This is a genomic window from Paraliomyxa miuraensis (assembly GCF_026337845.1).
Lineage (GTDB): Bacteria > Myxococcota_A > Polyangia > Nannocystales > Nannocystaceae > Paraliomyxa > Paraliomyxa miuraensis.
This window is the reverse complement of record NZ_JAOVZF010000160.1, coordinates 456,015-481,734: the sequence shown is the minus strand read 5'-3', so window position 1 is coordinate 481,734 and position 25,720 is coordinate 456,015. Positions and strand designations below refer to the sequence as shown.

22 protein-coding genes are annotated in these 25,720 nt (G+C 69.4%); 12 read left to right on the top strand and 10 right to left on the bottom strand.

The genetic code is table 11. From position 1 onward, the window contains the following. The first annotated feature begins 396 nt into the window (after window positions 1–396). The 4 genes from OEB96_RS35270 (at window position 397) to OEB96_RS35255 (ending at window position 2,697) form a co-directional block, all read left to right on the top strand. Window positions 397–621, top strand: coding sequence for a hypothetical protein (locus tag OEB96_RS35270; RefSeq protein WP_266221251.1), 225 nt, complete (start codon window positions 397–399; stop codon window positions 619–621). A gap of 209 nt (window positions 622–830) precedes the next feature. After that, entirely contained in the window at window positions 831–1,484 is a 654-nt protein-coding gene (locus OEB96_RS35265) for an RNA polymerase sigma factor (protein WP_266221250.1), read from the top strand. Then, window positions 1,481–2,173, top strand: coding sequence for an anti-sigma factor family protein (locus OEB96_RS35260; protein ID WP_266221249.1), 693 nt, complete (start codon window positions 1,481–1,483; stop codon window positions 2,171–2,173). The genes OEB96_RS35265 and OEB96_RS35260 overlap by 4 nt, the downstream gene beginning before the upstream one ends. A gap of 38 nt (window positions 2,174–2,211) precedes the next feature. Next, entirely contained in the window at window positions 2,212–2,697 is a 486-nt protein-coding gene (locus OEB96_RS35255; RefSeq protein ID WP_266221248.1) for a hypothetical protein, read from the top strand. A 378-nt stretch (window positions 2,698–3,075) separates the two neighbouring features. Here the strand turns inward: OEB96_RS35255 and OEB96_RS35250 are convergent, their stop codons facing one another. Beyond that, window positions 3,076–3,321 (bottom strand): hypothetical protein, encoded by a 246-nt coding sequence (locus OEB96_RS35250; protein ID WP_266221247.1) that lies wholly within the window; start codon window positions 3,319–3,321, stop codon window positions 3,076–3,078. A gap of 66 nt (window positions 3,322–3,387) precedes the next feature. Between OEB96_RS35250 and OEB96_RS35245 the strand changes: the two genes are divergently transcribed. Further along, window positions 3,388–5,280 carry a biosynthetic peptidoglycan transglycosylase gene (locus OEB96_RS35245; protein ID WP_266221303.1) on the top strand — a complete coding sequence of 631 codons (1,893 nt, stop codon included), beginning with the start codon at window positions 3,388–3,390 and terminating at the stop codon, window positions 5,278–5,280. Between the two features lie 26 nt (window positions 5,281–5,306). Here OEB96_RS35245 and thrC read toward each other — a convergent pair whose 3' ends face one another. Further along, window positions 5,307–6,662, bottom strand: coding sequence for a threonine synthase (thrC, locus tag OEB96_RS35240; protein ID WP_266221246.1), 1,356 nt, complete (start codon window positions 6,660–6,662; stop codon window positions 5,307–5,309). Window positions 6,663–6,709: 47 nt separating this feature from the next. Here thrC and OEB96_RS35235 point away from each other — a divergent pair, with 47 nt between their 5' ends. Further along, window positions 6,710–9,061 (top strand): hypothetical protein, encoded by a 2,352-nt coding sequence (locus tag OEB96_RS35235; RefSeq protein ID WP_266221245.1) that lies wholly within the window; start codon window positions 6,710–6,712, stop codon window positions 9,059–9,061. After that, entirely contained in the window at window positions 9,058–9,651 is a 594-nt protein-coding gene (locus OEB96_RS35230; protein ID WP_266221244.1) for a class I SAM-dependent methyltransferase, read from the top strand. The genes OEB96_RS35235 and OEB96_RS35230 overlap by 4 nt, the downstream gene beginning before the upstream one ends. 45 nt (window positions 9,652–9,696) lie before the next feature. Here OEB96_RS35230 and OEB96_RS35225 read toward each other — a convergent pair whose 3' ends face one another. The 7 genes from OEB96_RS35225 to OEB96_RS35195 form a co-directional block, all read right to left on the bottom strand. Continuing rightward, entirely contained in the window at window positions 9,697–10,008 is a 312-nt protein-coding gene (locus tag OEB96_RS35225; protein ID WP_266221243.1) for a hypothetical protein, read from the bottom strand. A 101-nt stretch (window positions 10,009–10,109) separates the two neighbouring features. Continuing rightward, window positions 10,110–12,635, bottom strand: coding sequence for an alanine racemase (locus OEB96_RS35220; RefSeq protein ID WP_266221242.1), 2,526 nt, complete (start codon window positions 12,633–12,635; stop codon window positions 10,110–10,112). Between the two features lie 5 nt (window positions 12,636–12,640). Further along, window positions 12,641–13,846, bottom strand: coding sequence for an NAD(P)/FAD-dependent oxidoreductase (locus OEB96_RS35215; RefSeq protein ID WP_266221241.1), 1,206 nt, complete (start codon window positions 13,844–13,846; stop codon window positions 12,641–12,643). Continuing rightward, window positions 13,843–14,175 carry a (2Fe-2S)-binding protein gene (locus OEB96_RS35210; RefSeq protein ID WP_266221240.1) on the bottom strand — a complete coding sequence of 111 codons (333 nt, stop codon included), beginning with the start codon at window positions 14,173–14,175 and terminating at the stop codon, window positions 13,843–13,845. Before OEB96_RS35210 ends, OEB96_RS35215 begins: the two co-directional genes overlap by 4 nt. Before the next feature lie 17 nt (window positions 14,176–14,192). Continuing rightward, complete coding sequence (locus tag OEB96_RS35205) at window positions 14,193–15,461, bottom strand: 2Fe-2S iron-sulfur cluster-binding protein (RefSeq protein WP_266221239.1); 1,269 nt, start codon at window positions 15,459–15,461, stop codon at window positions 14,193–14,195. Window positions 15,462–15,488: 27 nt separating this feature from the next. Continuing rightward, a complete protein-coding gene (locus OEB96_RS35200) occupies window positions 15,489–16,226 on the bottom strand; it encodes a YggS family pyridoxal phosphate-dependent enzyme (protein WP_266221238.1) in 738 nt (245 codons plus the stop codon). After that, entirely contained in the window at window positions 16,223–16,801 is a 579-nt protein-coding gene (locus OEB96_RS35195; RefSeq protein WP_266221237.1) for a Maf family protein, read from the bottom strand. The genes OEB96_RS35200 and OEB96_RS35195 overlap by 4 nt, the downstream gene beginning before the upstream one ends. A 152-nt stretch (window positions 16,802–16,953) precedes the next feature. Between OEB96_RS35195 and OEB96_RS35190 the strand changes: the two genes are divergently transcribed. Then, window positions 16,954–17,922, top strand: coding sequence for a hypothetical protein (locus OEB96_RS35190; RefSeq protein ID WP_266221236.1), 969 nt, complete (start codon window positions 16,954–16,956; stop codon window positions 17,920–17,922). Window positions 17,923–18,257: 335 nt separating this feature from the next. Here the strand turns inward: OEB96_RS35190 and OEB96_RS35185 are convergent, their stop codons facing one another. Then, entirely contained in the window at window positions 18,258–19,028 is a 771-nt protein-coding gene (locus tag OEB96_RS35185) for a hypothetical protein (protein WP_266221235.1), read from the bottom strand. Between the two features lie 492 nt (window positions 19,029–19,520). On the opposite strand from OEB96_RS35185, the gene OEB96_RS35180 reads away from it, so the two are divergent. The 4 genes from OEB96_RS35180 to OEB96_RS35165 all read left to right on the top strand — a co-directional run bounded on the left by OEB96_RS35180 (window position 19,521) and on the right by OEB96_RS35165 (window position 25,656). Beyond that, entirely contained in the window at window positions 19,521–21,125 is a 1,605-nt protein-coding gene (locus tag OEB96_RS35180) for a hypothetical protein (protein WP_266221234.1), read from the top strand. Next, on the top strand, window positions 21,122–22,351 hold the full coding sequence (locus tag OEB96_RS35175; RefSeq protein WP_266221233.1) for a 2-hydroxychromene-2-carboxylate isomerase: 1,230 nt from the start codon (window positions 21,122–21,124) through the stop codon (window positions 22,349–22,351). Before OEB96_RS35180 ends, OEB96_RS35175 begins: the two co-directional genes overlap by 4 nt. A gap of 122 nt (window positions 22,352–22,473) precedes the next feature. Beyond that, a complete protein-coding gene (gene recD2, locus OEB96_RS35170; RefSeq protein ID WP_266221232.1) occupies window positions 22,474–24,855 on the top strand; it encodes an SF1B family DNA helicase RecD2 in 2,382 nt (793 codons plus the stop codon). 51 nt (window positions 24,856–24,906) lie between these two features. Then, window positions 24,907–25,656 carry a YebC/PmpR family DNA-binding transcriptional regulator gene (locus OEB96_RS35165; RefSeq protein WP_266221231.1) on the top strand — a complete coding sequence of 250 codons (750 nt, stop codon included), beginning with the start codon at window positions 24,907–24,909 and terminating at the stop codon, window positions 25,654–25,656. Window positions 25,657–25,720 lie beyond the last annotated feature (64 nt).

Below are 25,720 nucleotides of genomic sequence, written 5' to 3'. Positions count from 1 at the left end.
ACGGCCATCGGCCCGGGCGATCAGAAGGCCAAGGCCGTCGGCGAGAAAGCTGGCGGTGGCAACCGAGCCGAGGAAGATCACGATTAGCGCGGTGGCTCGCCGTCGCCAGCGGGGCCCAGGGATCGCGAGGCGAAGGTCCACGTCCTCGGCGCGTGAACGTCGCACCACGTCGTCGATGTAGTGCGCGGCCAACTGTGGCGAGCCCGCGTGGAGAGCGGTTGCTGGTGCTCTCAGAGCGGTGGCGAGCTCGATCGCGCCCAGGATCTCATGGCGCAAGATGCGATGTTCGCGCGATCTCGCCCGCGAGCTTACCGGCCCGAGTGGTGCGTCATGGAAGGCAATCGTGCGGGCAGCCCGCAGATCGGACCCGAAACGGCTTCGGGCCTCCGTGAGACCATGCACGACCAGTCCCCCAAGCAGGGCGGGGAGCGCGACCGCCCAGCCCAGCGCGGCGAGGTCCCCCCGGTGCGTCCAGCCCGCGTAGAATGCGGCAAGGACGGTGACGGAGACGGCGCCCAAGACCCCATCGACGACGACCCGAAGAGCCAGGCGGTGCCGCGCCGAGGCCCGGGCCAGCCCCACGAGCGCCTCGAGGAACTCCACGGGCTCCCTCATCGATGAGCCGTTCCGTCCCCGCTGGGTCTACAGACCGTTGAGTTGGCGCAGGCGTGCACTTGGAAGGTATAACCGGCCCCAGCAAGCCCGTCACCGTCTGTTGCCCGGCTTCCATTTGCGCAACTGACGCCGGACAGTACAGTGACGCCAACCGCGCAGCCCATGGGCGTCCCCTGAATAGGCACCTGGACCCATCGTCCAAGAACGAGGAGCACGTGGCTTCCACCGATGCCGATGACCAACAACTGGTCAAAGCCGCACAAGCGGGAGATCGGCGAGCGTTCCAAGCGCTGTACCAGCGCTACGAGCGCAAGGTCTTTTCGGTCGCCTACGGGTTCTTGCGGAACCAGGAAGATGCCCTCGACGTCCTGCAGGAAGCCTTCATCAAGGTCCATCGGTACTTGCCCAACTTCGAGGGGCAGTCGAGCTTCTATACTTGGCTCTATCGAATCGTTGCGAATCTCTGCATCGATCACCTTCGTCGTAGCGGTCGCAAGCGGGATGTCGAGTTCGACGATCGGCTTCGGCACGACCGTCATACCGAGACGGTGGGAACGGCGGGCACCATCACCGCGATGGGGGATCCGTCGGCAGCGGTCAAGAACAAGGAGATCCTCGCGGCCGTCCAGGACAGCTTGGGCCGGCTCAGTGACAAACATCGCGCCGTCATCGTCATGCGCGAACTTCAGGGGTTGTCCTACGCGGACATGGCCAAGGCGATGAATTGCTCGAAGGGGACCATCATGAGTCGATTGTTCCACGCGCGGCGCAACATGCAGAAGCTACTCAGCGAGCGTCTCGAGTACATCTCGTCGAAGGCCGACATCGAGGACGCAGGTGACTCGATGACTCGGGAGGCGGCATCATGACCACCGAGATTCCCAATGATGACATCGTGCTCCAAGACCTTGGAGCCTACTTCGATGACGAGCTATCGCCGGAACGAGCGCAGAGCGTGGGCGCTGCGCTCGAGGCCGATGAGAAGCTTCGCACCGAGCACCTCGAACTTGGTGCATTGCGGGGGGTGGTTCGTGCCGCCCTCGAGGCCGAGGCGAAGGCCATTCCGGCCGCCCGGTTCGAGCAGATCTGGGATGAGATCGATCGGGCGATCGAGCGCGATGCCCGCTTGCAGGCCGGAGCTGATCGCAACGTGTCGATTTGGACGCGTCTGTGGACGGCGCTGCGGCCCTTGCGCATGCCAGCAGTCATCGCTGCTGGCGCCGCTGCGATCGCCGTCATCGTCGTGCGGCCATCGTCCGAGGGGCCGAATAATCCTGAGGGCATCGCGTCTGTGGCCCCGAGCCCACGGCCCGAGGTGGGTCAGTCGGACGCGCCACCCAAGGCAGAACAAAAGCGCGTCGTCCAAGTTCCTCTCGCCATGGAACCAGATGGGACCGATCATTCGATCGCGCCCATGCCCGTTCCAGAGAACAATGAAGTCGAGATCCACGGCATCGAGTTCGGTGCTGGCAGTGGCAGCATCTCTTCCAACGGAACAGTTACGGTGCTCTACGTCGAAGAGGACGAAGAGCCGACCATTAGTGAGCGCTCGCTATGAAGTACGGAAGGATTAGAACGAGGCTGGTTGTCTCGGCATTGGCCACCGTCCTTGCTCCGGCGGTCCCTGTCACGGCCGTGGTTGCTGGGTTGTCGCCGACCACTGCTCGCGCGGCTGACCTCGATCATGCCGATTGTCAGGTCCACGCAGTGCTCGCTTCCAAGGAAGGGGACAAGGGCATCCCCAAGGAACTCGAGTTCCTGGAGGCACAGCTCCGTGAAGACGAATTCGCCGCTTACAAGGAATTCCACCTCATCGAGCAGAAGGAGACCAGGATCTCGCTCGACAAAGTCTCCGAGATCAAGTTCCGTAGCGGTAATCGCATTGGATTGAGCTTGCTCGGTAACGATGACAAACGGCTGAGGATCCAGATCTCGCTGTCTGCTCGTGATGGCAAGAAGCAATTACTCGCCAGCCAGCTCAGCTTCAACGATGGTGCCGTCGTGATGGTCCGCGCTGGTGACTACGAGGTCGAGCACAAGAAGGGGAAATTGTTCTTCGCCCTTCAGTGCGCGCGAAGCTGAGCGTTTTGCCGTATTGCCCCGAACCGAGCCCCGCCCGACGCGAGCGTCCGGCGGGGCTCGTCGCATGGCGCTCGGAGAGCCGCTCACCGGGAGCGACCCACGAATGGTGACCGGGCAGACGTTGGGCTGGCAACCGCACAGAGATTTGCGAGTGTCCGATCCTCACCGTAGGGTTCTCGGGCTCACCTTGCCTGAGTTCGGTGGGCGTCCCTCCAGCCCATGATTGCTCCTTCGCCCGCGCCCAAGCCACCCCGTCGTCGGACCTGGCCGTGGGTCCTCGCGGTGCTTGCCTTGTTCCTGGTCGTGTTGGTGGGGCTGGCTTGGTGGCTCGTTCCCCCTTGGCTCGAGCGCCTCGCCACGGAGTCGTTGACATCGAAGCTACAGGGCAGGCTCGATCAACCGGTGCACCTGGGGCGGGTCGAGGTGAGCTTGCCCTTCGTACGTGTGCACGACCTGGTGATTGGAGACCGCGCGAGCCCGCTGGTGCGCATCGACGTGGTCGAAGTGCGCCTCGACGAGGAAGCGCTGTGGTCGGGTCGAGCCGAGCCGGTCGATGCCAAGGTGCACGGGGGGGCACTCGTCTCGGAGCGAAGGGCTCTTGAAGATCTGCTTCGCCGTCTGCATCGGGCCGAGCCCGGGGCCGATCTCGAGCGCCAGGGCCGAATTCGGCTCGTACCCCGGCACTTGAGCGTGAAGGGGCTTCTCATCGACGTCTGGCAGGGCCAGCGCGACCAGGCGACGCGCAAGGTCGGCGCCGTGATGAACCTGGATGCGACGCCTGCCACAGGTCACGTATCCATCGAACTCGAAGATCTTCTCCTCGAAGATCGCTCGATTCCCGCCTTCAAGGCGGCCTCCGTGACGAGTGAGATCGTGCTCGAACGGACGGAGAACGGTCGCTCCCTTCGCTTCCCGTTGACGGTGATCCTTCAGGACGTGGGCGCACAAATCACTCCGCAGATCGCGGTGGCGGGGGTCGATGGCCGAGTGACCATCGTCGATTCCGAAGTCTCCGAACTCGATCTCGATCTCGAAGGAGGCTTCTCCGATCGGGACGATGGCCGTTCGACCGAGCGTCTTTGGTCACTGGCGGGCCGGGTCAGACGCGATCTCTCCGAGGGTTCCCTGGACGTGTCGATGGCAGCCTTCGAGTTGGGCAAGGTGCCGGAGGTGCTCGCCCGTTTGCCGTTGGTCGAGTCAGAAGCCGCCACGGTCGGGGGGCGCGTCGCGGTGTCGTTCGGAGCAGGGCTTGCGCGGGCCGAAGGGCAGGTCCGTGTCGACGGGATCAACGTCGCTCATCCCCTGCTGGCACGAGAGGTCGTTCGGGACGTCGGGTTCGATCTGGACTTCGCTTTGGAGATCGATCCAAGCAAGCCCCGCATGGTGCTCCACCAGGCTCATGTACGCCGGCGGGGTGTGGAGCTTGGCCTTCGTGGAGAGCTACTCCATCCCGCTCAGCGCAGCGACCGGAGCTATCGGGTCCACGCCGAGATTTCGCCGACCCCATGCCAGCAGGTGCTGGAGGCGATTCCTGCGGCACTCGTGCCGGCGCTCGCCGGATTCGAGCTCGATGGAGACTTCAGCCTGAATGTGGATGTCGGCGTGGACTTCGCCGATCTCGATGCCCTCGTGCTCGATGGAACGGTCGGGTTGGCTGGCTGCGGCGTTCGGCAGCGTCCTCCCCGTGCAACCGTCGAGCACCTCGCTGGCGGCTTCACGCACCGGGTCACCATGCGCAACGGCCAGCTGCGCACCGTGCATCTCTATCCCGGGTCCGGCACGTTCACCCCCTTGCCCTTGATCTCTCCCCACATGGTGGCGGCCGTGCTGACGACCGAGGATGGTGGTTTTTGGCGCCACAAGGGGTTCTTGCCGTCGCAGTTCGAGACCGCGTTGCGTCGCAACTTGGAAGCCGGGCGGGTGCGTCTAGGGGCGTCCACGATCACGATGCAGATGGTCAAGAACGTGATGCTGAGTCACGAGCGTACGCTGGCGCGAAAGCTTCAAGAGATGATCCTGACCTGGTACGTCGAGACGGTGCTCTCCAAGGAAAGGATCATGGAGATCTATCTGAACGTCGTGGAACTGGGGCCTGGGATCTACGGGGTGACACGAGCGGCGCAGCACTACTTCGGCAAGCATCCATCGGAGCTGACGCCGCCCGAAGCGGCCTATCTCGCGTTGATGCTGCCCAGTCCCGTGCGTCGACACGTACACTACTGCCGGGGGGAGCTGAGCACGGCGTTTCAGGTGAAGCTGGCGCGGATCCTGCGGCTGATGAACGAGCGGGGCCGCCTCTCGGACCTCGACTACGAGGTCTGGAAGGAGATCCCCATCATGTTCGACCTTCGCGAGCGGGGGGACACGGGGGCGTGCCTGGGGGAGATCGAGGCGTTGATGGCGGCCAACGAGGGGCAGCGGGCGCTGTCCGGGCTGCTCACGGAGGCCGAGGACTCGTTCTTCGGCGACAGCGGCGCGCCGCCGGGGCGCTTCTTCGACATCGACGACGTCGTGCTGCCCGATCCCACTGAAGCGGATGCACCCGGCGTACCGGCGATGGATGAAGAACTCGACGATCCATAGGTCGTACGGACTGCCACCATCGGGGCTCACGACGTGCGCTCGTCGAGCACGCGATGGAGGGCGTCCACCACCTGGCCCGGGTCGTGCCCGAGCTCCACGGGAAGGTTGGCGTGGGGCGTGGAGAAGCCGAGCTGGCCCTGGTGGTAGCGGGTCTTGAACTCGGTGAACTTGAGGCCGTGCGCGGTGGAGATCACGACCACTCGATCGCCCCTGGTGATGGTGTTGGCGGCGACGAGCTTCTCGAGACAGGCCAGTGCCACGCCGGTGTGGGGGCAGTTGAACATCCCGGTGCGATCGGCCCGGGCGGCTGCGTTGGCCAGCTCGGCCTCGTCGGCTTGCTCGACGATGCCGTCGAACCGACCCAGGGCGGCAACGGCCTTGGGTAGGCTCACCGGGTTGCCGATCTGGATCGCGGACGCGAGCGTTGGACCAGCCACGACGGGCTCGAAGTCCTCGAGCGCGATGGGACGCCCCGCCGCCTTGGCCTTGAGGTAGGCCAGATAGAGGGGGTTGGCCTGCTTGGCCTGGCAGCACACCAAGCGGGGGCGCTTGGTGATGAGACCGAGGTCGAGCATCTGGTCGAAGCCCTTGGCGATGGCGCTGACGTTGCCGAGGTTGCCGCCGGGGACGAGGACCCAGTCGGGGACCTCCCAGTCGAACTGCTGCACGATCTCGATCGAGATCGTCTTTTGCCCTTCGACGCGGAGGCTGTTCATGGAGTTGGCAAGGTAGATGGTGGAGTCCTGGGTGAGGCGCTGCACCACGCGCATGCAGCCATCGAAGTCGGTGTCGAGGCTGGCCACGATGGCACCATTGGCGATGGGTTGGATGAGCTGGGCGGCGCTCACCTTGGCTCGGGGGAGCAGGACGATCACGGGGATCCCCGCGGCCGCTCCGTAGGCGGCGAGGGCCGCGGACGTGTCGCCCGTGGACGCGCACGCGACCGCGCGGATGGGCTTGCCCTCGGCGATCATCTGTTTGACGCTGCTGACCAGCACCGTCATGCCGAGATCCTTGAACGAGCCGGTGTGGCTGGTGCCGCACTGCTTGATCCACAGATCGGGGACGCCGAGCTGGTGGCCGTAGCGCTCGGCCCAGAACAGGTTGGTGCCGCCTTCGAGCAGGGACACGATGTTCTCGTCGGCGATGTGGGGTTGGACCCACTCCTTCTTGCCCCAGACTCCGCTGCCATGGGGCCACTGCGTTCGCAGGTACCGCTCCTCGAACAGCCGCATCCAGGCGGCGGGAGAGCGGGCGCGAAGCGCCTGGTGATCGTGCTCCACCTCGAGCAGCGCGCCGGAGGGGGCGCGGTAGATCACCTCGTGGAGGGGCCAGCGGCCGGGCGAGCCGTCGACGGGCGAGAACCAGGCGCGGTACTGCATCGGGCGGATGCTACACGGGTGGCGGCTGGGTCCCTATACTGACGCGGGTGACCGGTCGCATCGCCGTGCGTCGCCATCTTTCCGAGCCGCGACTGCGGCGACGCTGGCTCACCGCCGTGGTGGTGGGCGCGCTGAGCTTCGTGCCGCTGGCGGGCACGCTGGGCTACGAGAACGGCCTGTTGCTGTCGCCGCTGGCGGCGGCGCTGGGCGTGGCGGTGGGGGTGGACGGAGTTCGGGCGCTGCGTGGTGAGGCGGTCGAGACGAACCCGGTGCGACGCCTCGCGGCGCGAGCGAGCACGGAGCTGGGGATCTTGATGGGCCTGGCCCTGGTGCTGCTGCTGGTGTCGCAGCTGTGGCAGCGCAATTGCGATCCGTGGGGCGGCCTGGGGTTCTTCGTGATGGGACCGTGCCTGTCGGCGTGCATGGGCTGGGTCGCGGGGCTGTGGGGAGGACTCTGGGCGCGGCGGCGCTGGGTGCAGATCGTGCTCGGGGGATCGATTCCCGCGATCTCCACCGCGATCGGTCTTTGGCGGCTGTGGGCCGACCCGGTGGTGTTTGCGTTCGATCCGTTCTGGGGCTACTTCTCGGGGGCGATCTACGACGAGGCGGTCTCGGTGGGACCGACCTACCTGGGGTTTCGCGCCTACAACGTGCTCGCGGCCGGGGCCGGGCTGGGGCTTTGGCGGCTGTGGGTCGATCCGAGCACGATTCGCCCAACGAGGCCGGTGTCGTGGCGGGCTGCGCTGCCGGGGGGCGCACCGGTGCTCGTGGCCGGTGGGTTGGCGGCGTGGATCGGCCTGCGGGGGGCGGCGATGGGCTTTACGGCCGATGTCGAGAGCATCACCGAGGTGCTGTCGGGGACCCGGGAGACCGAGCACTTCATCATCCACTTTAATCCACGGTCGCCCACGGCACGCTCGATCGATGCGGTGGCGGCCGACCACGAGCTGGCGTGGCACGAGCTGTCGCAGGTCATGGGACGCGCGCCCGAGGGCAAGGTGCGTAGCTTCGTGTTCCTGAACGCGGGGCAGAAGCGGCAGCTGATGGGAGCAGGGACGGTGCAGGTCGCCGCGCCCTGGCGTCAGCAGATCTACCTGGACTGGCGGGGCTTCCCCCATCCGGTGCTTCCCCACGAGCTGGCGCACGTGTTTGGCAAGACGGTGGGGGACCGCTTGTTCGGGGTGAGCATGGATGGGGTGGTGCCCAACATCGCGCTCATCGAGGGCTTTGCCACCGCGATGGCGCCGCGGGCCGCCGACCGGCTGGATCTGCACGATCAAGCGACGGTGCTCGAGCGGCTGGGCAAGCGGCCGCCGCTGGCGGAGATCATGGGGCCGGCGTTCTTCACCCGGTCGTCGCGGATCGCCTATACGACGGCGGGTTCGTTTTGTCGGTGGTTGCTCGACACGCGAGGCTTCGACCGGCTGGGGGAGCTCTATCGCACGGGAGGGAATTTCGAGGCGGCCTACGGCGAGTCGCTGACGTCGCTCGAGCAGCAGTGGTCGACGTTCCTGAGCGAGCGCGAGGGGGTGACCGAGGACGACGTCAGGGCACAGGCGCAGCGCTTCGCGCGGCGCTCGGTGTTCCAGCGGCCGTGTGCTCACCGAGCGGCGACGCTGCTGCAGGAGGTGGCGCTGGCGCAGGCGCGAGGACGGCTCGAGACCGTGGTCGAGGGCTTTCGGACGCTGTGCGAGATCGAGCCGGAGGAGCCCGAGCACAAGCTGGGGCTCGCGCAGGGGCTGGCGGTGGCGGGGCGCTTCGAGGAGGCGCTGGAGGTGCTCGAGGAGGCGATGGCGACACCCGAGCTCACGGTGACGCTGCAGGCGATCGTGCTCGAGCGAAGGGCCGACGTGGCGCTGGCGGCAGGCGAGCTGGCGGTCGCGGTGCAGGCGCTCGATCAGGCGCTGCAGTTGCCGCTGTCGGAATCGCAGCGACGTGGGCTGCTGCTCAAGCGCGCTGCGGCCGACGATGCCGATCTGGCGCCGCTGGTGGTCAGCTTCTATCGGTTGTTCGAAACCGACGATGATGCGGCGTCGGGGGCGGTGCAGCGGGTGTTTGCGGCGCAGCAGATCCGCGATCTGCCGGGATACCGGAGCCTGGGCAGCTATCTGTTGGCCCGCCAGCTCCTCAACGAGCAGCTCGCAGGGCCTGCGCGTCCGCTGCTCGAGGATGCGGTGGCCAATGCTCATCGAGATCGCGGGTTGCCGGGGCCGGAGTTCGTTCGCGAGGCGCGGGAGCTGCTGGTGAGCGCGTGCGTGGTGACGGGCCGCTACGACCAGGCCAATGCGGTGCTGGACGAACTCGAAGCGGAGCCGGGGCTCGGCAATGGTCACCGGCTGACGCTCGAGCAGTGGCGGTCGCGGGTGGCGTTCCATCGCGAGTACTTGCAGGAGCCGTGAGGCGCGTGGCGGAGGAGGATCGCGAGCGCTGGAATCGCAAGCACGGGGCGGCCGGTCCCGGGTTTGGTCGGGTGTCGGCGGCGCTGACGGAGCTGTCGCAGTGGCTGCCCACGGTGGGCGCGGCGCTCGACGTGGCCGGGGGTGCGGGGGCCAGCGCGGTGTGGTTGGCCCAGCGAGGGCTGTCGGTGACGATGGTCGATGTGTCGGACGTGGGGCTGGCTCGGGCGACGGAGCACGCGCGGCACCGCGGAGTGGTGCTGCAGGTCGAGCCGCGGGACCTCGAGTGCGAGCCGCTGCCGCCGGGACCGTGGGACTTGGTGCTGTGCAGCTTCTATCTGCAGCGGGCGCTGGTGCCGTGCATGGCCGCTACGCTGGCGCCCGGTGGTCGCCTGGTGTGGATCCATCCGACGACGACGAACCTCGAGCGACATGCGAGCCCCAGCGCGCGCTTCCTTTTGGATCCGGGCGAGGCGCGGGTGCTGGTCGAGGCGGCGGGGCTCGAGGTGCGATGGTACGAGGAGGCGTGGGTGGGCGAGGGCGATGCGGCGCGTCACCTCGCCCGTGTGGTGGCGCAGGCGGCCATGGGATGATGCGTGGAGGGTCCGGTCGACGAGCGAAAGACCACGACCGTGGCGCTATCTCTGCAGGTAGAAATAGTTGCGCAATCGCTGGTGCAGGTGTTCGGGCACGGAGGATGAGAAGCGCAGCACGACGCGATCTCCTTCTGGAATGCCCATCAGGCGTGCGCCCTCGGGGAGCGAGAGATCGGCGAGGAAGGCGGCTACGTCACCCGGTGGGTGACCGGGCACCGTTCCCTGGATGCGGATGCCCTCGGGGCCCTCGCCGCGGACGGTGATCGTGTAGCGGGCTCCGCTCAGCCCGCCGCGCGCCACGATGACGGCGAGGGCGGCCACTCCGAGCACGATCGCGATGCCGACGAGCTCCACGTGCGGTAGCGTTCTACCTCCGGCGCTCGGATGCAACCCGCGGGCGACGGGTCGATCCCCAGCGCACGGGCGGCGGGCACCCGACGAGGAACGAATGCACGCTACGGAGTGATGGTCGGGGCGAACGCGTACCAGTGCTCGAGCGGAGCGCCGTCGACGTCGAGCCCACCGACGAGCAGCATGGCTCCCGAGGGCAAGGGCGTGACGCTGCCTCCCGACGCCCGCGGGGCGGGGCTGGGCAGCTCGGTGACCGCGAGGTCGGTACGAGCGATCCGTAGCCAATGACCGTCGCCCTGGGCGTAGAGGGCCAGGTCGTCGGAGAGCACGAGCGGAGCGGAGAGCGGCAGGGGCAACAGCTGTGATCGCTCTTCGAGGTGCAGCATGCCATCGTCGATCCACAGGCCAAGCGCGTCGGCCGTGGGGTCGTCCTCGCGCATCCCGCCCATGCACAGCGTCTGCGGGGGGTCGTGGATCAGCGGGGCACAGGCCATGGACGTCCACGCGCCGAGCGTCTCGGTGCCTCGTGCTGCGTCGGCCTGCCAGGCGAGGGGCAGGGAAGGATCGTGACCTCCGACCACGATGGGGTGCCCATCGAGCTCGATGACGACGGCGCCGGGTCGTGGCGCATCGAGGGCAAGGCCCTCGACCACGGTGACCTGGCGAGGCTCGTCGCCGGGCAGGGAGAGCTCCACGACGTCGAGAGCAGACGCCCCGCCGAACAGCCGCAGGATCCCTTCGCCGGGAGAGACCCAGACGGCGGCGTCGGGGCGAGGCCGCAGGTCGCCTTCGAGCTCGAGCGCCTGCCAGACATTGGCCACGGCATCGAAGCGCCACGCGGCCAAGCCGTCGGCCCATGCCACGCGGACGATCCCACCGTCGGCCGCGCCCACCAGCACGCCGTCGCTGGCCGCGGGCCCGTCGAGGAGCGATGCCGCGGCCTGCAGCGTGTACTGGTAGGCATCGAGGTAGAGCGCGCTGCCGTCGCTGGCGAGGACCAGGACGCCGGCATCGGCCACGGGCGCGGCGAGGGCGGCGGCATCGGGGGCGGTGAACTCGAGATCGAGAGGGGTGAGGGTGCCAGGCCGAGCCAGGAGCAGCGCCAGGCCTCCGAAGGCGCTGGCGTAGGTGAACGGTGGGGTTCCGCCCCAGGCGAGCAGCTGTTCGTCTTCGGCGAGGTAGACGGACAAGGTCCGCAGCCGACCATCGGGGGGCACCTCGAACGAGAGCGCGAAGTCCAGGCCGTCGGTCGCGATCGTGCTGGAGAAGCCCTCGGGGTCGAGCACCACGCTGACGTTGTTGGTGCGCTGCAGATCCACGTCGTCGGGGGGCAGCACCAGCTGCACGTCGATCTCGGTGACGTTGGGTTGGCAGCCGGTCGTGGGGCCCAGCGCGGCGAGGGCCGCGAGCATGCCGAGGGGGGGCAGCCAGGGGGTCAGCCACGGACGATGTCCGCGGGCCAGCACCGGAGCCGAGCCGACCACGGTGTTGGTGCGCACGTAGAGCACCTCGGCGTGGAGGTTGACGGTGGTGCACACGTGATCGGGGACGAGCCACCAAAGGCTCCCGCGATCGGGGCGAGGACCACGGGGAATCCGTACGGGTCGATGTTCTTCGCTCGCCGTCAGCGGCTCCCAGTCGGGCCGTCCAAGGACCGCGCAGCCCGGGGCGGCACAGTCGGGGGCGATCGCCTTGCTGCCGGCATCGAGGGTGATCCGATCGTCGCCGGGGCGGGCCACCACGCGGCTGCAGACGAACGCGGCCTGCTCGAGCCCGAGGTCGGCGGCCGCACGGGCCGAGCGACGATCGGAGAGCACGAGCGTTCCGGGGCTGACCTGATGCGACCACGGGCCCCCGGCGAGCCCGGGGTGGGCGAGGGCGTGGGCGTAGCCGTGGGTGCCCGACGTGCAGAGCTGCCGCACGCCGAGCACGGTGGCGAGCTGGCACAGGGCATCGTAGCCGCGGAACGCGGGCTCGCGCTCGGTCCACTGCAGGTGCCCTTCGTAGCCATGGAGGCCCTCGAGCACGAGCCAGGGGCTGCCTTGGAGCTCGGCGTCGCGCCACACCTCGGGCGGGCTGCCGGTGCGGTGCATGCCGACGTCGACGTCGAGCCACAGCGCGAGCGCGGGCAGCTCGTCGTGGGCGCCGATCCCATCGCGGAGCTCGAGAACGTGCGCGGGCGAGTCGGCCAAGAGCCCCAGGTGGGCCCGTGGATGGGCGCGCCGCAGGGCGAGCATCGCCTGCAGCTGGGGCGGAGCGACGGGATAGGCGAGCAGCACGTCGACCGGCTGGGGCAGCGTGCGGTGCTCGGCGGCCTCGAGCACCAGCTCGACCTCGGCCACGGTCGCGGCCTTGAAGCGATGGACCCCGGCGTCGAGCAAGAGCCCCACGAGCGTGGGCTGCTTGATGGTCTTGATGTGCGGGCGCCAGCGGCGGGCATCGCCCACGCGGCGTACCATCGCGGCCACGTTGTGCTCGACGGCGTCGAGATCGATCACCAGCGCCGGGGTGTCGAGCCGGGCCAGGCATGGGGTGACGGCAGCGGTGAGCGCGGCCGCACGGGCATGCTGCCGCTGCTGCTCCGCACCCGTGTCGTCGGCTCCCGTTTCGTCCATGTGCGGATCGTTCATGGCGCTCACCCGATGATCATGTCCTCGCGTCGGGTGCTGTCGCCCCGCCCGAAGCGGGCCGGATCCCAGCGCTCGAGCATGGGGTGGCGCTTGCCGGTGGCGAGCAGCTCCGCGACGATCTTGCCGACCGCGGGCGCCATCATGAAGCCGTGCCCCGTGAACCCGCAGACCTGGTAGAGACGCGGAACTCCGGGGCTCGGCCCCACGATCGCGTCGCCATCGGGAGACACGTCGTAGGGGCCGGCCCACTGCCGTAGCACGCGTAGGCGCGCGGTGACGGGCATGATGTGGACGAGCGCCTGGCCGAGCACGGAGAGGAAGCGGCGCGAGGAGCCGAGATCGACCTCGGTGGGCGTGGGGCCGTCGTCCTCCATGGTGATGCCCGCCACGACCTCACCGCGGGTGCTCTGCGAGAAGTAGAGGCCGGTGGAGAGATCGACGACCAGTGGATCGAGGAACGGCTTGAGCGGCTCGCTCGACATGATCTCGTGGCGGTGGGGGTGATTGGGCAGGTGGATTCCGAGCGAGCGGTTGAGCTCGATGCTCCACGCGCCGGTGGCGTTGAGCGCCCGGTCGGCATCGAGTCGCTCGCCGGTGGAGAGGTGCAGCCGCAGCCCATCGGCGAGCACCTCGATGCGCTCGACGCCGGTGTGGGTGCGCACCGTGACGCCACGTGCCACCGCCTGCCCCGCATAGCCCCAGACGAACGGCCAGGGAAAGACGACGCCATCGTCGGGGTTGAAGGCGCACAGCCGGACCTCGGAGACGTCGAGCTGGGGCACGATCTCGAGCGCCTCGGCGCCGGTGAGCAGGCGGGTGGGGGCACCGAGCTCGCGGTGGAGCTGCTCGTTGCGCACCAGCCTCGCCTCGCCGGCCTCCGAGCGCGCGAGGAACAGATAGCCGCCCTGGCGAAACCAGAGGTTGATGCCGAGCTCCTGGGCCAGGCCTCGGCACATCTCGATGCTCTCCATCATCAGGGCGACGTTGCCGGCGTCGCCCCACTGCATGCGCAGGCCCCCGCCGTTGCGGCCCGAGGCCCCCGAGACCAGGTACTCGCGCTCGAGCACGGCGATCCGGAGCTTGGTGCTTCGCGCGAGATGATAGGCGGTGGACAGGCCCATGATGCCGCCGCCGATGATCGCAACGTCGACGCGCGGCGGCAGGGGAGCGTCGCGTCGGCCCATGGCCGCAGCCTTGGCCTGGCCGATCATCGCGTACCTCCGGACTGGGGCTTGGACTGGGGCCTGGTCTGGGGCTTGGTCTGGGTCGCTCGCGGGGCGGCCGATGCGAGTGCGCCCAGGGTGACGGGCTCGGTGGGGGGACGGGCGGTGAACGGCTGCACGGTGCCGGGATCGGCCAGACCGCGATCGACGAGCAGTGACACGAGCACGCTCATGCACTCCTTGCCCTGGCATGGCCCCGTGCCGAGGCCGGTGTAGCGCTTGAGCTCCTCGACGTCGGTCAGGCCCAGCTCGATGGCATGCTCGAGCTCGGAGCGGGTGACGTCCTCACAGCGGCACACGAAGCTTCGGCGTGACATGGTGTGGCGGCTCGGGCTCAGGGCGTGGGTGAGAGGGCCGACGATGACGAGCTGGCGGCGAGCAGGGCCTGGGCCACCCGGCGGCCGTCGTCGCCCGCGGCGAGGCCTTGGTGCCCGCAGACGTCACCGGCGGCCCAGACGGTCCATGGCCCGAGGGCGCAGCGGCCCGCCTGGTCGCGCACGATCGCAAAGCCATGGCCATCCCAGCGAACGGAGGCGCCGGCCTGACGAACGAGCTCGTAGGCGGGGGCGGGCGGGGCGGCCAGCGCCACGAGGCGAGCCTCGCAGGCGCTGCCGTCGCGCATGCGCACGGCTTCGACGGGGCTGCCTTCGATCCGTTCGACCGCGGCCGGATCGATGCATGGGCGATCGAGGGCACGGGCCAGAGCCTGGGCGTGGGCGCCCGCTCCGATCACCACCGCGGGGGCACGCAGGCGCGCCCCGCTGCGCCGTAGCTGCTCGACGAGCCCGCGCGCCGACACGACGCCCGGTCGATCGTTGTTGGGCAGCGGGATGGTGGGATCGCGCGCGCCCGTGGCCACCACGACGTGCCGGGGGGCGATCGACCGCAGCACTGCGCCTTCGCCGGGGCGCTCGGTCACCGCGGCCCACAGGCGCTCGGGGGGATACACGCCGAACACTCCCGTTTGATCGCAGAGCCCATCGAGGCCGTCGTCGTCGTTCTGGGCGACCAGGCCCGCGCGATCGAGGCGGTCGATCCACAGGACCTCGCGGCCGGCGGCCCGCAGCACCTCGACCGCGGCTCGGCCCGCGAGACCGGCGCCCACCACGAGCACGTCGGGGTGGTGCTCCTCGTGGCGAGCCGGAGCATCGGGCTCGGCGCGATCGGGCAGCGTGCCCAGGCCCGTGAGGTTGCGGGCCACGCCCTGCATGATCTGATTGACCACGCGCGGTCGCACCATGAAGTGATGGTGATCCATGTCGCCGCGCATCATGGTGTCGATGAGCGCGCTGGGATCGGGGCCGGAGACCAGGCGGTTTTGGGGCTGGACCTGCAATCCGTCGCGCACCACGGTGGTGCAGGCGCGGCGGTTGGGCAGTCCATCGATGCGCACGAGGCAGGTACCGCAATCGCCTCGCAGACAGAACGCGCCCCGAGGGCGGCGGTACTTGGCGCTGCGACTGGTCTCGAGCGCGCCAGCGTCGAGCAGGGCCAGGCTCACGGTGTCGCCGCGACGTGCTGCGACCGGCCGGTCGCGATCCCAACGCAGCGACACGTCGGGGCGCTCGTCGGTCCGCGAGAGCAGGGGATCGTAGCGGCTCATCGTGGATCTCCCTCGTAGCACACCCGGTCAGCCAGTGTCGTCGTGGGGATCGGATCTGGAAGATGGCCGCGGGCCGAAGATCGCCGTGCCCACGCGAACCAGGGTGGCGCCTTCTTCGATCGCGACCTCGAAGTCGGCGCTCATGCCCATCGACAGCTCCTCGAGCACGACTCCGGGCCGCGACGTTGCGGCCTGAGCCTCGGCGAGGTGGCGCAGCGCCCGAAAGTGGGGGCGGGTGGCCTCGGGGCTGGCCTCGGGCGGGATCAGCATCAGGCCGCGGCAGCGCACGTGGGGTAGATCGGCGAAGCGGTCGAGCAGCGCGGGGAGCTCGTGGGGGGCGATGCCTGCCTTGCCGACCTCGCCCGCCACGTTGACCTGCACCAGCACGTCCTGCACGTGACCATGCTCGGCGGCGTGGTGCTCGATCGCGGGGAGGAGCTTGGGCCGATCGATGGTGTGGACGAGCGCGCATCCGACCACGAGGCGGACCTTGTTGCTCTGAAGCGCGCCGATGAAGTGCCAGCGCCAGGGCGCGTGGGGATGGGCCTGCTGCTTGTCCCGCAGCTCCTGCGCGTAGTTCTCCCCGAAGTCCTGCAGACCGGCCGCAGCGGCGTTCTCGATTGCGGTCAGGGGCTGTCGCTTGCTCACGCCCACCAGGCGCACGGCGGGGCCATCGCCTCGGCGGGCCACCGCGGCGGCGATGCGCTCGCGCACCGCGGCGAGGCGGGCGGCGACGTCGGCGACCGTTGCGTCGGCGTGGCTCACGGTTGGGGCTCTCCCCGCGCGAGCGCTTGCAGCACCTGGGCCAGCGGAAGTCCCACGACGTTGGTGTACGAGCCCTCGATGCGCGTGACCAGGCCGGCCGCGTGTCCCTGGATTCCGTAGCCGCCCGCCTTGTCGCGCCACTCGTCGGTATCGAGGTAGCGCTCGAGCTCGTCGTGGGACAGCGGGCGCATCCATACTCGGGTGGTCTCGTGGTCCACGGTGGGGGCGCCATGGGGGTGCATCACGGCCCACGCGGTCGTCACGAAGTGATCCCCACCGACCAGCGCCTGCAGCACCTGGCGTGCATGCTGACGATCGCGCGGCTTGCCGAGCGGTGCGGCCGTGGTCTCGCTCCACACCACCGTATCGGCCGCGAGAGCCGGGTGGGGCCACGAGGTGTCGGTGAGCGCGGTGGCGAGCTTGGTGCTCGCGATGCGGCGCGCGTAGCCCACGGCGGGCTCGTGGGGCTCGGGGCTCTCGTCGCAGTCGACCGGGTGCACCTGCACGCGCAGGCCCGCGGAGCGCAGCAGCTCCAGGCGGCGCGGCGAGCGAGAGGCGAGCACCACGGTGGTCACGTGGCAGAGGGTGGCTGCCCCCCGAAGCTTTGCGCAAGGGGAACTCCGCAGGACGCGCAGAACCCCTGACGAGGGGCTCGGGGGCGGGGCGATGGCGTGCATCGGGCCGGTCGTCGATCGCGGCGGGGGCCCGACATGCCATGCTGGTGCCCATGGTTGCTTCCGCACGCGCCGTCGGTCGCCTGCTCCGCCAACGGGGGCCGGCGCTGTTGCTCTACGCCGCTGCCGTGGTCCTGGTGCCGATGGGTCTGGGTGCATTCGGGGACCGCGAGCGCCTTCGCGACACGGGGGCCGGATCTCCGTCGACCACGTCCGAGTCGGCGCGCGAGCGCACCGACGTAGCGCCGCGGCTACGGGCACTCTCGGGAATCTGGTGGCGTTACGAGACGGGAGGACGGGGCGAGCGCGTGCGCTTCTACTACTTCCATGGCGATGGGACGGGGCTCTACCGCTACGGTCGGATCGGCCTGACCAACACCCACGGCTTCGACTACGACGTCGTCGGCGATCGCCTGGTGCTGGACTTTCGCAAGACCGGCGAGCACTACGAGGTGCCGTTCGTGGTGAGCCATGGTCGTGATCTCGGTGAGGATCGCGACTGGCTCGAGCTTCGGGACGATCCGCGCGAGCACGGCTCGACTCGGTACTTTCGCGAGTCCGACGCGATCGTCGAGCCCAGCGTGGGGGCCAGCTCCCGCAGCAGCTCCGAGACCGGCTCCCAAGCGGGCGCGCCCACGGGTCCCCCGCCGGCAGGACACATGTGGATCGACTTGGTGCCCTATGCGACCGGCGGGCGGGGTTTTGCCCTCTATCAGCTCCGTCCTGCCGGCATCGATGGTCGCGGCGTGGGCTGGTTCCACCGCGGGGACTTCGACGACTGGAGCACCGAAGCGCTGGCCTATCGCATCACCGGGAATCGGCTGGAGCTCGACTTCTCGCTGGCGGGCGAGCATGCATCGACGACGTTCGCGGTGCGAAGCGACGCGCAGGGGAGGCGCTGGCTCGAGCTCGGCGATGATCCCCGCGATTTCTGGCACCCGCATCGCTATGTCGACATGGGTCCATCGTTCGGCGCAGCGCTCGCCCCCTTCGAACTCGATTCGGCGCTCGGTCTGCGGTAGGGGGCCATGGTCCCGAGATGGCGACGGCCGCCCTCTCGTGTGAGGAGCGGCCGTCGACCTCGAGCGATGGCATCCGCATCAGCGGGGGGTGGGGTCCGGGGACCGCTTGCTTCCCTCGGTTGGCACGATCTCCGGGACCAGGTCGCCAAACGCGTTCATCTTGAGCCGAAACCGAGCGCTCGCAGACGGGTGCACGTCGTCGTTGGAGTCGCGGGGTTCGGCAAGGGACGCAGGCTTGTTCATCATTGCGATCCGGCGTAGCACGGATCCGGCACAGGGGCCCGTTTTTGCGCCATCGGGCTCGATCGCGGAGCGTGCGCTGGCACGGGTCTCGCTCACAGGCGAACCGAGTAGATGGTGCCCATGCGCGTGCTCGAGAACCGTGGAAACTCGGTTTGCGCGAGCGCTCGTGCGACGCAACGCCCCAGCGATCCGGTGGCGTGCTCGTCCTGCGGGGTGGCGGAGAGCACCGAGCCGGTCGATCCTTCGATCGACAGCTTGACGCGTACGGTGACGCCCGGATCCACGCCGTGCTCGGGCCCGCAGCGACGCGCATCGGCCTTGGTGGTCGCGAACGCCTGCTTGAGCTGGCTGGTCGAGAGCTTGGCCGGGAGCGGGGCGGGACGGGAGCTCGGCTCGGCGGCGGTGGTCTTGGTGATGGATCCGCGGTCATCACAGCGCGAGGGGTCGAGCACGCACTCGACCGGTATCGAGGCCTTGGCCTTGGCTTCGTTCTTGGTCTCGTTCTTGGTCGCGACCTTTGCCTTGGTGCTCCGCGACGAGGCCGTGCTGCGGGTACGGGTCGCCTTCTTGGTGGGCTTGGGCTCCGGCTCGGCCACGGGCTCGGCCACCGGCCCCGCGGGCTCGGGATCGTCCTCTGCGAGCTCCGGAGCGTCTTCGTAGGGCACCTCCGCTGGGCGTGCGTGCATGGCTTCGGAGACTCGGGGTGCCGTCGTGGTCCGCGACTCCGGACCGGTCACGGCCTCGTGCATGGCCAGCTGACCGGAGGTGCGCCCGGAATGCTCGAGCATGGGCTCGCCGGTGGGGGTGAGGGCGGTCGACAGCCCCAGCACGCCCAGACACAGCGCCATCGCGACCCCAGCCACCGCTCGCCAAGCTCGAGGAGGAGATGGGTGAGGGCGGGGCGGGGGCGACGTGGTCGACGATCCGCACGACAACGACGAAGATAGTGACAGTGGGATCGGCTCGGCTCGCAGATCCTGGATGTCGATGATCCCGGATGATCCCGGGTCGGTGAGTGACAGCGCGAGGCGAGCGGTGGGAACGGGATGGATGCGAGGATTGGGATGTGACATGGACATGAGGCTCCTTTGGCGTCGCGCTCGGCCCGTGGTCGTCGGGTCCGTGCGTGACGTCGTCTCGATGTTCCGACGTGGGTCCTGCCGCGCGATTCGATCGGTCTGGGGTCGCGCGCCCACAAACTCGCCGATCCACGGATGCGACACGGGGCATCGACCCAACGGCGCAGCTCCTCCGACAAGGGGGCTCCCGGGGGCCATTCCTCGGTCGTGGCGCGCCCGACCCTCGGCTCCGCCACGAACACGGGCGATCGGCACGGGCAGTGGTACTCTCATGCCATGATCCTTGGCCTACGGATTGGGGGGGCGATCTGCACCTTCGGATTGCTGGCGCTTGGGGGGTGCAAGGTCGACCCAGGGGGCTCGATGGGCTTCCAGGAGCACTGCTCCGACCTTCAGGGGGACCTCACCTGCCGCGCCGCGTATACCGATCGTCCCCATTGCAGCTTGTGCGAGAGCAACAACCAGGGGTGCGTGGTGGTCCCTCCGGCGCTGATCTGCCAGATCGATGGCGGAACCACGGGATCCGACGACGAAGGTGAGTCGTCGTCTTCGTCCGATTCCACGGGCGAAGGCACGGTGGCGGTGGACAGCACCGGGGCCGACAGCACCACGGGCGAGCCGCCGTGTGAGGTCGAAGGGGAGCTCGATCCGGGCTGCCTCGAGCTCGATCCGGCGCGGCCCTTCTGCATCGATGCGGTCTGCGTGGGGTGTGATGCCGCGGGTGGGGACGAGTTCTGCGGAGCGCGCGATCCTGCCAATCCTGCGTGTGACGTGGCCGATGGTGACTGCGTGTCCTGCGGGCAGGCCGATCACGCGGTCTGCGAAGACGGGACTCCGGTGTGCACGGGCTCGGGCGAGTGCCGGGCCTGCGCGACCCACGAGGAGTGCCCGACGAGCGCGTGCCACCTGGGGGACGACGACCCCCTGCAGGGGCACTGCTTCGCGCCCGACGAGGTGGTGTGGGTCGACAACGCCGCGCCGTGCCCGGGCCAGGGGACCGAGCAGGAGCCGTCGTGCAGCCTGCAGGCCGTGGCGGCGACGTTCGAGCCGGAGCACAACCGTGTGATCCGCATCAAGGGCGGGATGCCCTACGCCGAGCGTGCCGTGTTCACGGGCCCGATGACGGTGGCGATCATCGGTGACGGCAATCCGGTGCTGACGGGGCATCCGGTGCAGCAGGCCGTCACGCTGTTGTTCGAGGACGAGGCGATCGGCTACGTGCAGGGCGTGAGCGTCGACGGCAACATGCTCACCCATGGCATCATGTGCAATGCGAGCTCGCTGCGCCTCGACGACGTCCGGGTGCGTGGCAACGCCGGCTGGGGCGTGTTCGACTTCGAGCCTTGCACGCTCGACGTGCGGCGCAGCGCGATTGCGGGCAACGAGGACGGCGGATTGCGGATCTCGGGGGGCGTGGTCCGTCTGGACAACGCGGTGGTGGCGGTCAACGGCCTCGGCGGCAACTCGACGGGGGTGCGGGTCCTCAATGCCGAGGCCAACATCCTGTACAGCACCATCGCCGGCAACGATGGCTCGGGCGCCGACGGCATCGAGTGCACGAACGCGACCGGATCGCTTCGCAACAGCATCGTGGTCGGGGTCGACCCGCTGTCGATCGGGCTGTCGTGCTTCCCGTTGGCGATGAGCAACAACGCGTTCGATGCGAACAACTTCGCGGGGGGAAGCAACATCGCGGTGCCTCCCTACAACCCCGTGTACTTCGAGGCGCCCGCGCAGGGAAACATGACGCTCACCGCTCCGCCGCTGACGCCCTACGGTGGCGTGGCGCTGTGGACGATGGGGGATCCGTCCTTCGACATCGATGGTACGCCGCGTCCCACCGGCGGTAGCCTGGGCTACGCGGGCGTCGACGAGCCGTGACCCTCGACTTCTACTTCGACGTGGTGTGCCCCTACGCCTACCTCGCCGCGTGCGAGGTGGAGGCGCTGGGGCAGCGATGCGGGGTGGAGGTGCGATGGCGGCCGATCCTGCTGGGAGGTCTCCTGCGTGCGGTGGGGGCCCCCGACGATCCCAATGCGTCGATGGGCGAGGCCAAGCGTCGACTGCTGGGGCTCGATCGCCAGCGCTCGGCGGCGCGGCTGGGGGTGCCGCTACGGACTCCGAGGGCGCATTCGCGGCGCACGGTCGAGGCGATGCGTCTGTGCCTCGCGGCGCCGCCGGGGGCGTTGCGACGCGCGGTGTCGCGGTCGTTGTTCGATGCCTACTGGGTGAAGGGGGACGACGTGGCCGATCCGCGGGTGCTGGCCGAGGTGGCCGGGCGCCACGGCCTGGCCGCCGATGCGTTCGCGATGCCGGACCTGCGGGAGGGGCTGCGCGCGGCCACGGCCGAGGCGGCGGCCAGGGGAGCGTTCGGGGTGCCGAGCTTCGTGGTGGGCGAGCGCCTGTGGTGGGGACGAGATCGCTTGCCGCTGGTCGAGCGCGCTCTGGGAGGGACCGTGGCCGATCCATGGGAGGCGACCGCGTCAGTCGTGCCCTCGGGGACCCGGGTGTCGTTCTTCCACGACTTCTCGAGCCCGTTCAGCTATTTGGCGGCCGCTCGGATCGAGGGGATCGCCCACGCGCGCGGCATTCGGGTGGAGTGGGTCCCGATCCTGCTGGGGGCGCTGTTTCGGGAGATCGGGACGGCGAACGTGCCGCTCTTGGAGATGAATCCGACCAAGCAGGCCTACGTGCGTCGCGATCTGCACGACTGGGCCGAGCGCTGGGGGGTGCCGTTCGTGTTTCCGCGGCACTTTCCGCTGCGCAGCGTGCTGCCGCTGCGGGTGGCGCTGGGTGAGCCCGCGGCCACGCTGCCGATCTATCGGGCGGCGTGGGCGGAGGATCGAGCGGTCGACACGCCCGAGGGTCTGCATGCCGTGCTGGAGGCGGCGGGGCTGCCCGCGGCGGATCTGCTGGCTCGGGCGCAGCACGTGTCCATCAAGGATGCGCTGCGCAGCAACACCGAGCGGGCGCGCGGGCTCGGGGTGTGCGGCGTGCCGACGATGGAGGTCCAACGAGAAGGGCGCTCGGTGCTGCTCTGGGGGCAAGATCGCCTGGATCTGCTGGCGGCGGTCCTCGACGGGTGGTGGCCCCCCGGCGAGGCCTGAGGGGCGCCGGCCCCGGCGGTCATGCGGTGGTTTGGTCCTGGTGGTCGAGGTCGAGCCGGTTCGATCGGTGTCCCCTGGACCGGTGGCGCGGCCGAAGGACACGGGCGATGCTTGGCGCGTCCATGGCGACGGCCCCCGAGAGCCAGGGCGATGGCCCCCAGACGATGACCGGCTCGGTGGAGCGCGTGGTCTATCACGACCCGCGAACGCGCTACACGGTGCTGCGCCTGCGAGTGCCCGGGCAGGACACGCTGGTGACGGCGGTGGGGCGAACCCCGGGGCTGGAGGCGGGGGCCGAGGTCACGGTGACCGGCACCTGGGATGTGCACCCCACACATGGTCCGCAGCTCTCGTTTGGAGCGGTCCACGTGGCGGTGCCGACCTCGCGTGGTGGCATCGAGCGCCGGTTGATGCGCTACCCCGGGGTCAAGGAGGTGATGGCGGCTCGCATCGTGGCGCGCTTTGGCATGGACACGCTGTCCATCCTGGACAAGCAGCCGCGGCGCTTGCTCGAGGTGGAGGGGATCGGGAACAAGACGCTGGAGCGGATCCTCGAGCACCACGAGACCACGCACGGGCCGCTGGCCCAGCTCGAGGCGCAGCTCATCGAGCTCGAGCTGCCGCCCCATCTGGGCCAGGCGATCCACGAGCGCTATGGCGAGGAGGCGCTGGGGATGGTGCAGCGGCGGCCGTATCGGCTGGCTCGGGAGGTGCGAGGGATCGGGTTCTCCACCGCCGATCGGATCGCGCGGGGTCTGGGGATCGCGCTCGACAGCGACGAGCGCCTCGAGGCGGGACTCCTGCACGTGCTCGAGCAGGCCGAGTCGGATGGCCACTGCGCGGTGCCGATCGAGGGGCTGGTGGATCGAGCGGTACGGGCACTGCAGGTGCCCGACGTGCTGGTGCGTGCGGCGGGCGAGCGCCTGGTGGAGATGGGCGACCTGGTGCTCGAGCACGGCCGCGACGGGATGGAGCTGTGCTTTCCGGCCACGATGGTGGCGGCCGAGCGCGATGTGGCGGAGCAGCTGGCCCGGCTGTCGCGGTGGCCCCGGGAGGTCTGGGAGGTGCCCGCGTTGCCCGAGCACCTGTCGCCGGGACAGCGGGAGGCGGTGCATGCGATGGCCGGAGCGGGGGTGGTGGTGCTGACCGGGGGGCCGGGCACGGGCAAGAGCACGGTGGTGCACGAGATCTTGCGACTGGCGCGCGGGGCGGGGAGCGACGTGCTCTTGGCCGCGCCCACCGGCCGCGCGGCCAAGCGCCTCGAGCAGACCACCGGCCACTCGGCGAGCACGATCCATCGCTTGCTCGAGGTGCAGCCCGAGACGGGGCGCTTCATCCACGGGCCGGGCAACCCGCTGCCGCTGGGATTGCTGGTGGTCGACGAGATCTCGATGCTCGACATCCACCTGGCCCAGTCGCTGCTGGATGCGCTGACGCCCGAGCACCGGTTGCTGCTGGTGGGGGACGCCGATCAGCTCCCGTCGGTGGGGCCCGGCAACGTGCTGCGCGACGTGATGGTGGCGGCCGAGGACCCCGGCTCGCCGATCGCCCTGGTTCGGCTGCACGAGGTGTTTCGTCAGGGGGAGGGCTCGTCGATCGTGGTCAACGCCCATCGCATCCTGGCGGGGGAGCGGCCGGTGGCCGATCCGTCGGGGGACGGGCGCGGCGAGTTCTACGTGGTGAGCACCCGCGATCCGGACCGCGTGCACGAGAGGGTGGTGCGCATGGCCACCGAGCGGATCCCGCAGGTGTATGGGCTCGATCCGGTGCACGACATCCAGGTGCTGTGCCCCATGCACAAGGGGCGCGCGGGCACGGAGGCGTTCAACGTGACGCTGCAGGCCCACCACGCGGCGGGGCGCTCGGCGCTCGAGTACCGCGGGGGCGGGCGCACGGTGCTGCGTCGCTTCTGCGTGGGCGACCGCGTGATGCAGACCAAGAACGACTACCAAAAGGGCGTGTACAACGGCGACGTGGGCACGGTGCTGGCGCTCGATCCCGCGGAGGATGCGGTGGACGTGTCGATCGACGGGGTCAAGCACCGCTACACGGGCAAGGAGCTGATGGCGCTGCGTCTGGCCTATGCGGTGTCGATCCACAAGAGCCAGGGCAGCGAGTTCCCGGCGGTGATCATTCCGCTGCTGACCGAGCATCACGTGATGCTGCGACGCAACCTGCTGTACACGGCGGTCACGCGGGCTCGAAGCCTGTGCGTGCTGGTCGGGGATCCTCGGGCGATCGATCGGGCGGTGCGGATGGTGGATGCGGCGCGACGCTTCACGGGGCTCGCGGGGCGCTTGAAGGATGCGCTGCGAGATCCGGCGCTGTTCGTGGCCCGCGCGGACGACGATGGTGCGGGGAAGGCTCTCGATGGTGGCTCGCACGAGGGCCTCGGCCGAGGTCCCGAGCCCGATCGGGAGTCGGCGCTCGAGCCAGGGCCGGACGGCCCGACCGATCTCGAACTCGACGACGACTGGCTCACCGAGGCCCCGCTGGGGGACTGACGAGCGGGCCGCCCCTCGTCCCCGAGCCCGCGCTCGTGATAAGCAACGGCCATGTCCGGCCATAGCAAGTGGTCCACCATCAAGCGCAAGAAGGGGGCGCTGGACGCCAAGCGCGGCAAGATCTTCACCAAGATCGCACGCGACATCCAGGTGGCGGCGCGCATGGGGGGCGGTGATCCGGCGGGCAATCCGGCGCTGCGCCTGGCTCTCAACGCGGCCAAGGCCGCCAACATGCCCAAGGACAACCAGGACCGCGCGATCAAGAAGGGCCTGGGCGAGCTGGGCGATGCGGCGCTCGACGAGGTGGTCTACGAGGGGCGAGGGCCGCAGGGCAGCTCCTTCATGGTCGAGGTGATGACCGACAACCGCAACCGCACGGTGGCGGAGATCCGCAGCGTGTTCACCAAGGGCGGCGGCGAGCTGGGCTCCGATGGCTCGGCGGCATGGATGTTCGATCGCCTGGGCGTGGTGACGATCGTGAAGGAGCGCATCGACGAGGACGCGCTGACCGAGCGCGTGCTCGAGCTGGGGGCCGAGGACGTGCGCGACGGCGGCGAGGAGTGGGTGGTGCTGTGCGAGCCCACGTCGTTCGCGGCGGTGTCGACGGGACTCGAGGACCTCGAGCCGTCGTCGGCGCAGCTGCAGTACCTGCCCAAGCCCGAGTCGACGTTGACGCTGTCCGGCGATGCGGCCGTCTCGGTGGCCAAGTTCTGGTCCAAGCTCGACGAGCTCGATGACGTGCAGAACGTGTTCACCAACGTCGAGCTGCCCGACGAGGTGATGGAGGAGCACGGCCCCTAGTGACTCGGCAGCGGAACCCAGGGCCGGAGCGATTGCCGGAGCGAGGACCGGAGCGGCCGCCGGA

What these genes read in the sequence shown, in the direction of transcription:
- OEB96_RS35270 (WP_266221251.1), top strand. Translation starts at nt 397, where the DNA reads ATGCACGACCAGTCCCCCAAGCAGGGCGGGGAGCGCGACCGCCCAGCC.
- OEB96_RS35260 (WP_266221249.1), top strand. Translation starts at nt 1,481, where the DNA reads ATGACCACCGAGATTCCCAATGATGACATCGTGCTCCAAGACCTTGGA.
- OEB96_RS35250 (WP_266221247.1), bottom strand. Translation starts at nt 3,321, where the DNA reads ATGCAGACGGCGAAGCAGATCTTCAAGAGCCCTTCGCTCCGAGACGAG.
- thrC (WP_266221246.1), bottom strand. Translation starts at nt 6,662, where the DNA reads ATGCAGTACCGCGCCTGGTTCTCGCCCGTCGACGGCTCGCCCGGCCGC.
- OEB96_RS35220 (WP_266221242.1), bottom strand. Translation starts at nt 12,635, where the DNA reads ATGAACGATCCGCACATGGACGAAACGGGAGCCGACGACACGGGTGCG.
- OEB96_RS35215 (WP_266221241.1), bottom strand. Translation starts at nt 13,846, where the DNA reads ATGATCGGCCAGGCCAAGGCTGCGGCCATGGGCCGACGCGACGCTCCC.
- OEB96_RS35210 (WP_266221240.1), bottom strand. Translation starts at nt 14,175, where the DNA reads ATGTCACGCCGAAGCTTCGTGTGCCGCTGTGAGGACGTCACCCGCTCC.
- OEB96_RS35205 (WP_266221239.1), bottom strand. Translation starts at nt 15,461, where the DNA reads ATGAGCCGCTACGATCCCCTGCTCTCGCGGACCGACGAGCGCCCCGAC.
- OEB96_RS35190 (WP_266221236.1), top strand. Translation starts at nt 16,954, where the DNA reads ATGGTTGCTTCCGCACGCGCCGTCGGTCGCCTGCTCCGCCAACGGGGG.
- OEB96_RS35180 (WP_266221234.1), top strand. Translation starts at nt 19,521, where the DNA reads ATGATCCTTGGCCTACGGATTGGGGGGGCGATCTGCACCTTCGGATTG.
- recD2 (WP_266221232.1), top strand. Translation starts at nt 22,474, where the DNA reads ATGGCGACGGCCCCCGAGAGCCAGGGCGATGGCCCCCAGACGATGACC.
- OEB96_RS35165 (WP_266221231.1), top strand. Translation starts at nt 24,907, where the DNA reads ATGTCCGGCCATAGCAAGTGGTCCACCATCAAGCGCAAGAAGGGGGCG.